Origin of the sequence: Caballeronia sordidicola (assembly GCF_002220365.1) — a bacterium.
GTDB classification, from domain to species: Bacteria; Pseudomonadota; Gammaproteobacteria; order Burkholderiales; family Burkholderiaceae; genus Caballeronia; species Caballeronia sordidicola_C.
Genome location: NZ_MTHB01000076.1, coordinates 106485 through 119897, shown reverse-complemented (window position 1 = coordinate 119897; position 13413 = coordinate 106485). Strand labels below are relative to the sequence as shown.

Genomic DNA, 13413 nt, shown 5'->3' with positions numbered 1-13413 from the left:
GGCGCGCCCGGCCTGATGACTGTGGTGGTGCTCGATAACGCCTCGATTCATCACAACATCGATCAGCAAACCATCGACCGCTGGTTTCTCGACCATCGGATGGTGCTCTTCTATCTGCCGCCGTACAGTCCCGAGCTGAACTTGATCGAAATCGTCTGGAAACACGCCAAGTATCACTGGCGGCGCTTCGTCACCTGGACGAAGGAAACCATCGATACAGAGATCGCCAAGCTGCTCGGCGGCTATGGCTCGGAATTTGAAATCCGTTTTTCCTGAACACTTAATTACTTTATATTGATGGTCATCATAGTAAAAATTCAAGTTAAGTTTTTTTGCAAAGACGGACAGCGGAAATACTACAGCGCCAAGCACGCACATTATAATCTTAAGCATTGTAATATAATGAGTAGTGATTTGAAATACGTTGTGAGTTCCAGCCCCCTCTTCACCGGGACCAAAAATCCTTGCCTAAACAATCCAAGCGACTGATAAAAACCGGGTAGAGCGGCCTCGAAGGTCTATTGATGTTTTCTATTTTTATATATATGCGCGTCTGCGCCGAATGGACGCAGCCGATAACAGTTCTATAAAATAATGTGGTAAAGGCGTGTTTCCACATATTATTTCCCATTAGTCTAGTTCGTCGGTCAAATTACCAATGTGCCGTAATTCGACGATAATCCATCGCACTGTCGTAACTCACATTAGACAACCAGTATATTTCGCGCCATCAGCTATCGTTAATAGCCTAGTCTGTTGAGCGCTTTACGGATAGACAAGGCATCTTTGTATGGATAATGCACGGATTTTCCATCAACTGTGCCGTCCCATCCTTCTCCAAGTTTTTTCATGACGTCGCGCTGAGGCCGGAACGGCTGAGCCGGATTGTTTCGTGCATACCTGTACACATAAATCTTGTAGTAATCCCCTTGGACGTCCGCTGCCTGGGAGTTCGTAGACCACTTTACAAGTACAATTGCGTCGTGCCTTTTTCTGTAAAACACCGTCACGATGTCCGGGCTGCCGCCCTCTATCTCGTAGTTGTCGATGACTCGCTGAGGTTGATCTCCGCACACCCATCTTAGGTCGATCGAATGATCGGGCCGTCCTAACGCAGGATTCTCGTCGGGCAAAATGTAAAATTCTAAATTGCATCCTTCTTGGATCTGTTCGGCTGGCAGTTTTTGCAGAATGGACTCGTCACACCATCCGACTGTTGGCCATACGACAAGAGAAAAAAATAATCTGAGAAATTGCCGTCGATACACCATCTGTGTTATCTATTTAAAGCCAAATTTAATTCTTGGTTAAAAGGAAAGTATTCTCATGAATTTGCAAACTAAATATTATTACGCGACTGCGTATTAGATCTTTATTAAAAGTGTCTAGTCAAAATAAGATTTTCAATCTAAAAAACCGCGAACAGTTTACAGGACAACTAGATTTTGAAAGTCTTACCGATCGTGTCGATCCAATCGATCAACTGGATCGACAACTCCATGTGGCAGTCCGCTACGAGCAGCATCATCGAAAGGCAGGTATTCGCTTCCCCTACAAATCTTGTCGAATACTGTCTTTCCATCCTTGGCGACATAAACTTCACCCGGTACAAGAGCATTTGACACTACGTACTCGTAGGAACCTTGCCTGAATTTAAGATGACTTCCCAAACCGTCACGAAGTCTCGAAACATCGACAATAGTCATCTTATCTTGCGGGGCAATCGGGTCACGCGGGTATTGGAATTCAATCGTTTTATGAGTTTCATAACGATTCTGCACGTAACCCACATCAGGCCTTGAATTGCCGGCCGCAAATACACAAACAATTTTCCGTGTATCTTGCAGTACACAGCTGACATACTCACTTTCCCCACTCCTACAGAGGCTTTCCGTACTAAGAAAACTCGGCACTGCGCCGGCTGCGGGCAGGCCTACTGCAAGGAAAAAAACAATCGTTATTGATATCTCTGTGATAGACATCGTTTGCATCACTTCGCGCAGAAATCAATGTCTTGACAGTCAATCCATTTTTCGATGGTCCTTCCGCTTTTGGTAGAAAATTTTACTTCCCAAAATCTTAGATCTGTCGAAATTCTTACAAGTTTTACGTAATCTCCCTCGATTACATACGTCTCGCCTTGCCTCAACTTCGATGGCGCATCGTATAAGTAAGCTTTCTTTGCGACAACCAACCTATCTCCAACATGCGCATCTGTTTCAGATGTAATTTTTTTAAGAACAATGCGATTTGGTCCATAATACTCTCCCTCTTGGGGTTGCCTGATAATAGTCCAAGTGAGTGAATTGTCGTCATTAATCGAAAGCTCAGCAATGCCATTTTTCGCGCCAAAAAATGAATAAAACGCCACTGAAGCTTTTTTTGATAGATCAACTGCATGGCCATTTACGTTTAACTCACCGTCAGGACTACAATCGTCCCTATTCCCGTATTGCGTAACGAAACAGTATGCCCCGTAGATTTTACCATTTTCCCCTTCATTTAGTGATATATCAAAGACGGAATATGGCTTCATTGAACCAGGTATGTACTCGACGTATTCCCATTTTCCATTAAATAACCTATTGACGTGCGCGAATGCGTCGCTCTGAAAGATAAAGAAAAAAAGAATCAGATACCGATAACATGTGCTTCGATCCATATCTTAACCTTCCACTTGAAGACAACTATCGACACGATTAAGCCAGCCTTTTAGATTTACATTCTGAGTGCTATCTCTAACCGTAAGATTAGTATAATACTGACGCCGAAGATCGGCAATTTCTTGAAGAAGCGATTCTTGATTTTCAACCTGATTTAACGCGTCGACCGTTTCGGCTCCCACTACACCATCAGCTCCGACGTTGGCGTCATATTTTTTGTTGAGCATATTTTGTATCTGTTTGGATGCTCCGCCAGACGTGATTGTCCAGTCGTATACCATCAAGGCTACGCGTTGGTCGTTGAACTTGCAAAAACCTCTAGGCTCCCAATACCGGTTTAGATAAATTGTTTCTGCCTGCTCGCCAGTTAGATTCTTGAGATTATCAAGCGTGGGCTCAACTCCCAGATCTTCTTGCGCATAAGCTTGCCATGTATTCCACGCTATACCGTGATTTGTAGCGCCGCCCTTGTCATCTGCTCTGTTCACGTAACCACCTTCATGCCTGAGAATAATGGCCGAAATTTTCTTGAATTTCGTCGCGCAATCGCAGTCGCTTGCAAAATTCCCCACGAACCCAATCGGATGAATATGAAACACCTCGGGCCCAGGAAACTCCGCTACGCCGGCTTTGACCTCATCCCACCACGTCAACCTATCGATACGCTTTAACTCCTCCGCATGCTGCGGTTTCGGTCCCGTCTGCTTTTCCAGCTCCGCGATCAACTGCTTCCACTTCTCCGGATTGGCCCATTCGCTTTCATGCTTCACAATAAGCCGCGACGATGCCTGCATGAGCCACGGGTAATGGCCCGCGTCGCTTGCGGCCGCATTGCACAGATCGTCCGCTGCGTGACTGCCATCGCCCTTCGCAAACAGGGCCCGATAAACCTTCTCCCCCATCAGCGGGCTGAGCTTGTCCAACCCCGCCGCGCCGGGAACATCCGCACCACTCGCGTAGTCCACCCACGCCTGGCTGGTCGCAAAGATCGTGTGGGCCGGGTCATGCGTATCCGCGAGACATTGGAAGTCGATCCACTTCTGCCCAAACTCGCGCGTGACCCGTCCGCTTGCGTGGTTGTACTCGCGCACCCACCCGTCAATCGGGTTGCCCAGTGCGTCGGCATTCTCGACATGCCACCAGTTCACTTTTCGCCCGAGGCTTGCATCCTGCTGCGGTTCCGTGAATTGCTTGCTCTTGTCGCGGCCCAGCTCGGCAAGCGCATACACCTGGATGACGTCCGTCAACGGCGCGTCAGCGCCTTCTCCGTCCTTGTCGTGAACCGGGTACAGCTTTGTCTTCGGTGCGATCCGCAGAATCGCCGGTTCGGCGGACAATCCCAGGGCGGGCCAGTCCTTGGGATGTGGCCCGTGCTCTTCAACCCACGCACGTCCCTGGGTAATAAAAGAAACGATGCTGTCGTCGCAAAACACCTCAATGTGGACCATCCGGGTTCCAGCGGTGCGCTGGTTCAGCGAATCGTAGCGCCCCAAATGGCCGATCAGCTCACCTGCCTTGATCGGCACGCCGGGGCCTGAATCAACAGCCTTCGAAACTGCTGACAACGGGAAAATCACCCGGTCGAACGACGTGTCCGGCATCACCTCCTGAACAAGCGGCCCACCGTTCTCGTTGCCAAGAAAGATCCACCCTCCCACGGCTGCGGACGGCTCGACGAAGCCACCCGCAACCGGCGCGTACAGGGACGAGCCGTGCAGTTCGCTGATGCGCCCCCAGCCCTTCTGCCGCTCGCCAATGCTCACGCTCGCTCCCTGCGGAAGGAGGCCGATCGGGCTGCCGTGAGGCGGCTTCTGACGAACTCTCAGGCCCTCCTGTCCTGCTTCGGCTGGCTGCCCGGTCCTGCTCGCCGCCGGCGTATCCTTCGCGAACTCCGTCACCTGAAACTGGGTGGTCCAGTACGCGGGCTTCTGCCGTTTAGAGTCGTTCGTATAGTCCTCGTAAGCCTGCAGATGCATATACAGGCTATAGAACGTCAGCGTTGTTCCCCTCGGAAACTCCATCGCGTGACGCACCAGCGCGAAGCCGGTGCTGTACGGCGCTGGCGCAGTCGCCTCGCTGTGGGCGCCGGAAACCTCGCTGACCGGATAGGTCTGATTGATCCGGTACGCGATCACGTGCCCGTCAGCGATGCAACGCACGCCCGCATCGAGATCCAGCGTCTGACCCGCACCGGCATCGGTCACGTGGATCCCGCCGTGCCACATCCCAGTCTTGCTTACCAGATAGGAGCCCGAGGGCTCGCGCTCAGCCAACAGTCGGTAGATATCGTGCTCGTCGGTGAATTTTGTGGACGCGTCCGATTTGCCCTGCCCCTTTCGCAGAAATGGAAAGGCGAAAGGCAGAAGCTTTACGCGCGTGTCGGCAGCTTTAGCCGCTGGCGGGGTTAGCTTCGGTGCAGTCTTCGTCGTCATGGGCGTTTATTCCGAGAACGCGAAGTTCATTGGTCCCGGCGAGTTATTCACCGGGACACTGGACCATGAGGGGAACTTGAAGCTGCCGCCGTCTGGATCATTGACGGTGAGATTGCCCTTCAATTCAATTTCCCCGGCCGGACTGCCCAGGACGATCTTGCCGCCAGCCAACTTGATGTAAGCACCCGATCCGTCGCCGAGCGTGACGCCTTTGCGCCCGGTGATCGTGACCTCGCCGTCCGAGGAACTCATCACCATGTCCTGCTGCGCCATTAGCTCCATTCCGTCTCCTTGGGCCTGAATCTGTACCTTGCCCTTTGCGGCAAATATCCGAATACCGAGCTTCGCGGCGAACAGGGAAATCGCCTCGCCCGCTGCAGCGGTGATGCGTTTGAACACGCCAATGTCAAGCCCGCCCCCCGCCGTGATGAACATCTGCTTGCGAGCGGCCAGTTGCATGTGCTGACCGCTCGCGATACCCACGCCTTCCGGCGCAGTGGCCACGATTACCGGCTTCTGCAGGCTCGTGAGCTTTTGATCGATAAGCGCGCGCTGCTGGTCGATCTCGGCCAGCCAAGCCTTCGCCGCAGTGGCCGAATCGTTCAAGGAGCGCATCAGGTCCACGGCCTGCCGAAGCGTTGTGTCTGCATCCTCCATGTCGAGTTGCTGGCCCGCCGCGTTCGGCTGCGCCTGGGCGCTCACGAGTACACCCTGGCTGCCCCGCACGGCAACGTGCCCACCGGTGCACAATTCGGCGCCTAGCCCACGCTTATTGCGCTCACCGTCGACCATATTCCCGAGATTCAGCTGACTAGCCTGGAACGGCGTCATCAGATGCACGTGCTCGTTACTTTCCCTATCTTCCATCCGCATTGTGTTTCCTGCGGCCGTGACAATAAGGTTCCGGGTATGGTTCAGGTTGTTGACCAGATCCGGATGCAGGCTGTCGTGCATTGCGCCGATAATGACGGGCCTGTTTGGATCACCCCCCGTAAAAATAATGGCGACCTCCGCCCCGTCGATCAGCGGGAAGTGGTGCCCGTAGTTATTGCCGCTGTATGGTTTAGCCAGCCGCACCGGCCGGCTTGTGCCACCCGGACTCCACTCGTCAAGGTCGAACGGCAGCTTGATCACATACAAGCCTTCCGGCGTCAAGTACGCACGCCTGTAATCCCCGGGCGAAGTGACTCGCGCCGGCAGAATGCCATTGATGACGGGCCGCTCAGCCGGGTCCACGGGCGTGCGCCAGACACGGTCAGAGGGAATCGCCGAGAACGTATTGGAGTAAGCGTGATCGCGCCCGCCGCTCGACTCCACCGACACAATAAAAAATCCATACGGCGCGTCTTCCGGGTTCCGATCAAGACGCAGCACTTCACCTGGTTCCAACCCGAACGCGTTACCCTTGCCGGTATAGGTGAGCTGCTGTGCCAGATGCGCCTCATGGCGCAGCCGCGCCAGATTCTGGCCTTCCTCCGGCGTCTCGTAGTGCTCACCCCATTGCGAATCGACCGCGTTCGTAGTCTTGTCCTCACGCGCGGCGTTGACCTCGACAAGCAGCGACACGCCTGCCTGGCGATGGTTGTAGTCGTTCAGCTGTACCGCTTCGGGCACACGCCGTGTATGCCGTTCAAGCGACTTGATGGCCTCGGCGCCGGCGCTTTCCAGCCCGGCGTCACGCCGAAACGGCACGATGCGTTGGTTGCGCGCGTACGCGTCGAGGTCGTCACCAAAGATCATGACCTCACGGTCCTTCGTATGCTCGAAGCGAAACCACATGCCAGCTTCAGCCAAGATGCGCTGGATGAACGCTATGGTGGTCTCGTGGTATTGCGTCACGTATTCGTGACGCTTGTATTGCGAGCGCAGCTTGAACGCGAAGTCAACGCCCTCGCGAAACCCCTCGTGCCGCAGCGTGGCGGTGATGATCTCCTGTGCCGACTGCTTCTGGAACAGGCGGCTCTTGACGCCGCGCGCGAGATCAGCCACGCGCGGCACGATCACGACCTTGTAGCGGGTCTGGTCGGCGGAGGTTTCGAACTGGTCGTACTCCGCGACGATGCCGTGGATGGTCAACGCTGCCGGCATGCCGCTGAATTTCTCCGCGTTCTCACCAAACATCTTGCGCAGATAGTCAGCGTTCGGATCAATCGGATCGATCGTGAACTTCGCGGGCCGACCCAACACCTGGTCCATCGCGATATCGCTGATTGAACTTGTCAGCTCAACTTCATAGCGATACAGCTGGCTTACCGCGGCGCGCCCACTGAACTTGAGCACCGAGAGCGGCGCAGGATGCGGCGCCAACTTGATCGCATAGGCCTGGGACGGCATAACCATTGATCCCATGAATACTCCCGTGAACACAAACGACATACGCCGGGGCGCATAGGTACGCGCCCCGAGAAATTTTTCATTCGGAAATCTAACCGTTTAGCAATCCATATAATATGGATCGATCCCGATCACGGATTACTGCGGACTTGCGCTCCTCGCGATGCGGCGTCCCCAGTTGTGTCATCGGACGGAACTTATGCAGTACGCATCGATTGCACATTCCAAATGCTAAAGTTCCGAAACCTCAATCCAAAATCTTTACAGCCCCGTATTAAACATTGCAGTCCTACATTAAGTCAAAGAGTCTTGACAATCTAATAGTCATAAATTGTCGCGAGAGTTCGCGAGGCCGCAGGGAGCCCCGAGCACAATTGCCCCGCTCTGTTTACCGCCTATGGCGAATCCCTGTAACACGCGCAGTTCGGTCAGAAGCCTGCGTCCGATACGATCGCCAAAGTGTCCGCAGATCGGCGCCCCGGCACCGCGTGCGAAGTACCCCGCCGCGTAGGTCCCCAGCGCCGCGATGGTGCCCGCCAGCGGATCGAGATTCGGGAAATATCTTGTTGAATACGAGCGCGGAAGCCGTGCCATAGAGCAGGAAATCGTACTGTTCGATTGCGGTGCCGAGGAAAGCCGAGATGAAGACATAGGGCCATCGGGCACGGGGAGTAGCAGACATGGGGGCTCGGCAGGTCTCGTTTCGATGCAGCCAGTATCAATTTTGACCAGTCAACACACTTGTCCGTAAGTGAACCGATGTCTTGCCCTCAGGTGAAGTTCGAACGACCTGCGCCCCTCGAATCCATTTAATACAAAAATAATTCAATTAACTTTCATTTTCTTTAATTCATCGACTCATTCGAAAGCAATCCGATTGACGCATTGCACAGAAACCGCGAAACCATACCGGGGTTAATACCAGTTTGTGTGATCGCTGCGAGCATCCAATTAAACAGCGGCGTACACTCCAACCTGCCGACACCAGCCGAGCGCCTTATTCGGCGCGGCGCAGAGAAGGCCTCGGTCACGTCGTCATGATTATTCAATTACGCGAATGGGGAGATTACGGTAATGAGCTGGACGCGAGAACAAAGAAACGTGACGATTGCGGCCTATTTAGGCTGGACACTCGATGCCTTCGATTTCTTTCTAATGGTTTTCGTATTGAAAGACATCGCCGCCGAATTCAATACGAAGATTCCGGCGGTCGCTTTAGGCATTACCCTGACGCTCGCGATGCGCCCCATAGGAGCGCTGATCTTCGGTCGTCTAGCCGACAAGTACGGCCGGCGCCCGACGCTGATGATCAACATCGCGATCTATTCGCTGCTGGAAATGCTGTCAGGCTTCTCACCGAATCTCTTGACGCTGCTCGTGTTGCGCTCGCTGTTCGGCATTGCAATGGGCGGTGAATGGGGCGTGGGCTCGGCCCTCACCATGGAAACCGTCCCGACCAAAGCACGTGGCTTTGTCTCGGGTCTCTTGCAAGCGGGTTATCCGAGCGGCTATCTGCTGGCTTCCATCGTGTTCGGCGTGGCGTATCAATATGTTGGCTGGCGCGGAATGTTCTTTATCGGCGTGGCCCCTGCGCTGCTGGTTTTATATGTGCGCGCACACGTGCCTGAATCTCCGGCATGGAAGGCCATGGAAAAACGGCCACGGCCCGGCTTGCTGAAGACGCTCAAGCAGAACTGGAAGTTGTCCATTTATGCAATTGTCTTGATGACCGCGTTTAACTTCTTCTCGCACGGCACCCAGGATCTTTACCCGACCTTCCTGCGCGAACAGCATCACTTCGATCCACACACAGTTGCGCTCATTACCATTGTCCTGAATGTCGGAGCAATCTGCGGAGGACTGTTCTTCGGATCCATGTCGGAGAAAATCGGGCGCCGCTGGGCAATTTTTATTGCCGCTTTGATCGCATTGCCGGTATTGCCGCTCTGGGCGTTCTCAAGTGGCCCGGTCGCGCTCGCCGCCGGAGCGTTCCTGATGCAGATCTCTGTTCAAGGAGCCTGGGGGGTGATCCCGGTACACCTGAATGAGATTTCGCCCGATGAGATTCGCGCCACATTCCCCGGGCTCATTTATCAGTTGGGCAATCTGCTGGCTTCGGTCAATGCCACCATGCAGGCGTCTATCGCCATCAAGAATGGCAATAACTATGGACTCGCCATGGCACTGGTCGGCGGCACGGTTGCCGTAGTGATCGCGGCGCTTATTCTCTTTAGCCGCGAACGGCGCGGTATCGACATGACCGAGTCGGCCCAGCATGTCGGGGCTGCAAGCTCGGCTTGAAGTTTTGAACCCAATGGGGACGCGTTCGCGTCCCCATTGTTTTCACTCGATTCATACCTGTTCGCTCCCTCCCCTCGCACGACCGTTCTCTTTCTAGAGAGCACGCTCCATAAAATGGCTTGTCGATAGCGCTAAAGCTTTTTATCTTGGTTAGAACACCCGTTTTAATTAAAGGCTTTACTCGATCATTCCCAGAATGTGGACCGTTTCAACGGTTCCGGAGACGCCAGTGCCTACCCGTTCCACGCTTAACCCTCCCAGTCGCGCGCCATCGCGCGCGTCCGGCGATACCAAGACTCGCTTGCTCGACGCCGCCGAAGCGATCTTCATCGACGCCGGTTACGAAGGCATGTCGATGCGGCTTATCACTGCTCGTGCCGATGCAAACCTGGCTGCCGTGAACTATCACTTCGGCGGCAAGGACGCGCTGATCCACGCGATGCTCACTCGTCGCCTCGACGGTCTCAACCAGAACCGCCTGGCCTTGCTCGAACGCTTCCAGACTTCGCTGGGTTCGCAACTCACCTGCGAGCACATCCTCGGCGCGATGTTTATCCCGGCGCTGCAGCAATCCCGTTGCCTCGACAAAAGCGGCCCTGCGTTGCTACGCCTTCTCGGCCGCGCCTACACCGATCCGTCGCCGTTCATTCGCAATTTCCTGCGCGGAATCTATGCGGATGTCGCGGAGCGCTTCTTCCGCGCGTTTCAAACCGTCCTGCCGCATTTGCCCCGCGAAGAACTTGGCTGGCGGCTGCACTTTTGCATCGGCTCTCTCAGCGGCATTCTCGCCGCGGCCGATACGAGTACCCTTATCGCCGATTTCACGCAGGGCCAGCGTCTGGAGGACTCGCAATTGATCGGCCGCCTTGCGCTGGTCATGGTGGCAGCGCTCAAAGCGCCCCTGTCTCCTCCAAACGGTGCCTGCCCCTTCGCCTCCATGTTCACTGAGCGCGAACCGGTCTCCAATAGCGCTGCAGCCTTGGCGCCGGACCCTTTGAGCGCGGGTCCGTTCGCGCACCATACCGCGTCGCAACATGCCATTGCCTGAAGTGAGGACGCACGCGCCGGGTATGTAATGTGCTGAACATTAAGCTGCCGACTCACCCCGCCTCCATGCCGTTCCCGCGCACACTATCGAACAACATCAGCAGAGGTCGTCATGACAGCCAGCTTCGTGGTCGCACTGTTTATCGTGAGCGGCGCTTTGCTGTATATGCAAGCGCCCGCTATTGCCTGGCTCGCATGGGCGGTGATCTGGGTGGCTATCGGCTGGTTCGCGGGGGTGACCGGACCGGTTGTCACAGCGCTCCTCGCGATCATCTTCGTGCTGCCCGCACTCGTACTCGCCATCAAGCCGCTGCGCCGTGCACTGCTGACCAAACCTATCTTCGACCTGTTCCGCAAGATCCTGCCCGAGATGTCGCCGACCGAGCGCGATGCAATCGAAGCCGGCACGGTCTGGTGGGATGCCGCGCTGTTCTCCGGGCGCCCGAAATGGGACACGCTCCTCGCACTCGGCGCTCCCGTGCTCACGGCGCAAGAGCGAGCGTTTATCGACACGGAATGCACGCAACTCTGCGATCTCGCGAACGACTGGGAAACGACTGCAATCTGGCAAGACTTGTCGCCGCAAACGTGGCAATTCATCAAGTCGAAGGGCTTCCTCGGCATGATCATTCCGAAGCAGTACGGGGGCAAACAATTCTCCGCCTACGCGCATTCGCAGGTCATCATGAAACTCGCCACGCGCTGCTCCGCTGCAGCGGTTTCGGTGATGGTGCCCAACTCGCTCGGCCCCGCCGAATTGCTGATGCACTACGGCACCGAAGCACAGAAGAACCACTATCTGCCGCGCCTCGCTCGCGGCGATGAAATCCCCTGCTTCGCGCTGACCAGCCCCTACGCGGGGTCTGACGCGGCGGCGATTCCCGACGTGGGCATCGTATGCAAGGGTTGGCATGAGGGCCGCGAAGTGCTCGGCTTTCGCGTGACATGGGAGAAACGCTACATCACGCTTGGGCCGATCGCGACCGTGCTGGGCCTCGCGTTCCGCGCACTCGACCCCGACCACCTGCTTGGTCCCGCCGATGAAGCCGGCATCACCTGCGCGCTCATTCCAACTACGCATCCCGGCGTGAATATCGGCCGCCGTCACTGGCCCCTGAATGCTGTGTTCCAGAACGGTCCGAACTGGGGCACCGACGTATTTATCCCCCTCGACTGGGTGATCGGCGGACGCGAACAAGTTGGCAACGGCTGGCGCATGCTGATGGAATGTCTTGCGGCGGGACGGGCCATTTCGTTGCCATCGTCGAACGTGGGCATGGCGAAGCTGGCCGTGCGCGGAACCGGCGCGTACTCGGCCGTGCGCCGGCAGTTCCGCACGGCGATCGGCAAGTTCGAAGGTGTTCAGGAAGCGCTCGGGCGCATGGGCGGCAACCTGTATGTGATGGACGCGGCACGCCGCTTGTCGGCGCAAGGCGTTGATCTTGGCGAGAAACCATCGGTGATTTCCGCGATCGCGAAGTATCACATCACCGAACGCGCGCGCAAAGTGATCAACGACGGCATGGACGTGGTCGCGGGCAAGGGCATCTGCATGGGACCATCGAATTTCCTCGCCCGCGCTTATCAACAGGTGCCCATCTCGATCACGGTGGAAGGCGCGAACATCCTCACCCGTTGCCTCATCATCTTTGGTCAGGGCGCGATCCGCTGTCATCCGTATGTGCTCAAGGAGATGACCGCTACCCGTGATGCCGATCGTGCCAAAGGCCTGCGTGATTTTGACAGCGCCTTCTTCGGACACGCGAATTTCACGGCGTCGAATGCGGTGCGCAGCTTCGTGTTCGCGTTGGGTGGCAGCGCGCTGATCCCCAAGCCCACCCGCGCCGACACGCGTCTTGTGCCCTACTATCGCGCGGCCACTCGCCTCGCCACGGCGTTCGCACTGCTCGCGGATGTATCGATGTTCGCGCTCGGTGGCGAATTGAAGCGGCGCGAACGCCTGTCGGCGAGACTCGGCGATATCCTCTCACAGCTCTACCTGATCTCGGCCACGCTCAAGCGCTTCGAAGACGATGGCCGGCCTGAAGCCGATCTTCCGCTCGTGCGCTGGGGTGTCGAAGATGCGCTGCATCAAGCGCAAACGGCCTTCGAAGGCGTACTCTCCAACTATCCGAAGCGGCTCGCCGCAGGCTTCGTGCGCGCGCTCGCGTTTCCTTTCGGCATGCCGCATCGCGTGCCGGGGGATGCGCTGGGGAGCGCTATCGCCGAGTTGATGACCACGCCCGGTGACGCACGCGAACGTCTGATTGCAGACTCGTACGCGCCGCCCGTGCATATCGATCCGCTCGGTTACGGCGAGTTGATGTTCGCGCTCAGTCCGCGTTATGCCGAGATCGAGCACAAGCTGCGCGATGCGGTCAAGGCCAGGAAGATCCCGCCGGTGCCGCAAAGCCTGCCCGATCTCGACGCGTGGGCTGCGGCCTGCGAAACGCGCGGTTTGATCGATGCGACCGAACGTCAGGTACTCTCCGACTATGCGCGCTACGGCGTGGAAGTCGTCAAGGTCGATGACTTCGGTGCGGATTTCGGTATGCTCGATGCGCTGCAGAAACGCCAGGAAGCACTGGCGAACGAGCCCGAGGAAATCCATGCGTGATCCTTCACACAAGCGTTAA

10 protein-coding genes are annotated in these 13413 nt (G+C 56.1%); 4 read left to right on the top strand and 6 right to left on the bottom strand.

The window, feature by feature from the left end; translation table 11 throughout:
- The coding region (locus tag BSU04_RS12990) for a transposase (RefSeq protein ID WP_089159950.1) at positions 1-276 on the top strand (276 nt) is incomplete at its 5' end.
- 464 nt (positions 277-740) lie between these two features.
- Here BSU04_RS12990 and BSU04_RS12985 read toward each other — a convergent pair.
- The 6 genes from BSU04_RS12985 to BSU04_RS12960 form a co-directional block, all read right to left on the bottom strand.
- Positions 741-1271, bottom strand: a complete 531-nt coding sequence (locus BSU04_RS12985; RefSeq protein ID WP_089160972.1) for a hypothetical protein — start codon at positions 1269-1271, stop codon at positions 741-743.
- Positions 1272-1454: 183 nt separating this feature from the next.
- Entirely contained in the window at positions 1455-1982 is a 528-nt protein-coding gene (locus tag BSU04_RS45340) for a hypothetical protein (RefSeq protein ID WP_144021217.1), read from the bottom strand.
- Positions 1983-1990: 8 nt separating this feature from the next.
- A complete protein-coding gene (locus tag BSU04_RS12975) occupies positions 1991-2536 on the bottom strand; it encodes a hypothetical protein (protein WP_144021216.1) in 546 nt (181 codons plus the stop codon).
- A gap of 129 nt (positions 2537-2665) precedes the next feature.
- On the bottom strand, positions 2666-4798 hold the full coding sequence (locus BSU04_RS47065) for a glycoside hydrolase family 108 protein (protein ID WP_218827270.1): 2133 nt from the start codon (positions 4796-4798) through the stop codon (positions 2666-2668).
- A 303-nt stretch (positions 4799-5101) separates the two neighbouring features.
- Positions 5102-7444, bottom strand: coding sequence for a type VI secretion system Vgr family protein (locus tag BSU04_RS12965; RefSeq protein WP_256982633.1), 2343 nt, complete (start codon positions 7442-7444; stop codon positions 5102-5104).
- Positions 7445-7753: 309 nt separating this feature from the next.
- Positions 7754-8023 carry a hypothetical protein gene (locus BSU04_RS12960; RefSeq protein ID WP_256982628.1) on the bottom strand — a complete coding sequence of 90 codons (270 nt, stop codon included), beginning with the start codon at positions 8021-8023 and terminating at the stop codon, positions 7754-7756.
- A gap of 480 nt (positions 8024-8503) precedes the next feature.
- Here BSU04_RS12960 and BSU04_RS12955 point away from each other — a divergent pair, with 480 nt between their 5' ends.
- The 3 genes from BSU04_RS12955 (at position 8504) to BSU04_RS12945 (ending at position 13394) form a co-directional block, all read left to right on the top strand.
- Entirely contained in the window at positions 8504-9730 is a 1227-nt protein-coding gene (locus tag BSU04_RS12955; RefSeq protein WP_089160969.1) for an MFS transporter, read from the top strand.
- A gap of 229 nt (positions 9731-9959) precedes the next feature.
- Positions 9960-10778 (top strand): TetR/AcrR family transcriptional regulator, encoded by an 819-nt coding sequence (locus BSU04_RS12950; RefSeq protein ID WP_256982626.1) that lies wholly within the window; start codon positions 9960-9962, stop codon positions 10776-10778.
- Positions 10779-10889: 111 nt separating this feature from the next.
- Positions 10890-13394 (top strand): acyl-CoA dehydrogenase, encoded by a 2505-nt coding sequence (locus BSU04_RS12945; protein WP_089160967.1) that lies wholly within the window; start codon positions 10890-10892, stop codon positions 13392-13394.
- Positions 13395-13413: the final 19 nt, after the last annotated feature.

What these genes read in the sequence shown, in the direction of transcription:
- BSU04_RS12965 (WP_256982633.1), bottom strand. Translation starts at nt 7,444, where the DNA reads ATGGGATCAATGGTTATGCCGTCCCAGGCCTATGCGATCAAGTTGGCG.
- BSU04_RS12960 (WP_256982628.1), bottom strand. Translation starts at nt 8,023, where the DNA reads ATGGCACGGCTTCCGCGCTCGTATTCAACAAGATATTTCCCGAATCTC.
- BSU04_RS12985 (WP_089160972.1), bottom strand. Translation starts at nt 1,271, where the DNA reads ATGGTGTATCGACGGCAATTTCTCAGATTATTTTTTTCTCTTGTCGTA.
- BSU04_RS12945 (WP_089160967.1), top strand. Translation starts at nt 10,890, where the DNA reads ATGACAGCCAGCTTCGTGGTCGCACTGTTTATCGTGAGCGGCGCTTTG.
- BSU04_RS45340 (WP_144021217.1), bottom strand. Translation starts at nt 1,982, where the DNA reads ATGTCTATCACAGAGATATCAATAACGATTGTTTTTTTCCTTGCAGTA.
- BSU04_RS12955 (WP_089160969.1), top strand. Translation starts at nt 8,504, where the DNA reads ATGAGCTGGACGCGAGAACAAAGAAACGTGACGATTGCGGCCTATTTA.
- BSU04_RS12975 (WP_144021216.1), bottom strand. Translation starts at nt 2,536, where the DNA reads ATGAAGCCATATTCCGTCTTTGATATATCACTAAATGAAGGGGAAAAT.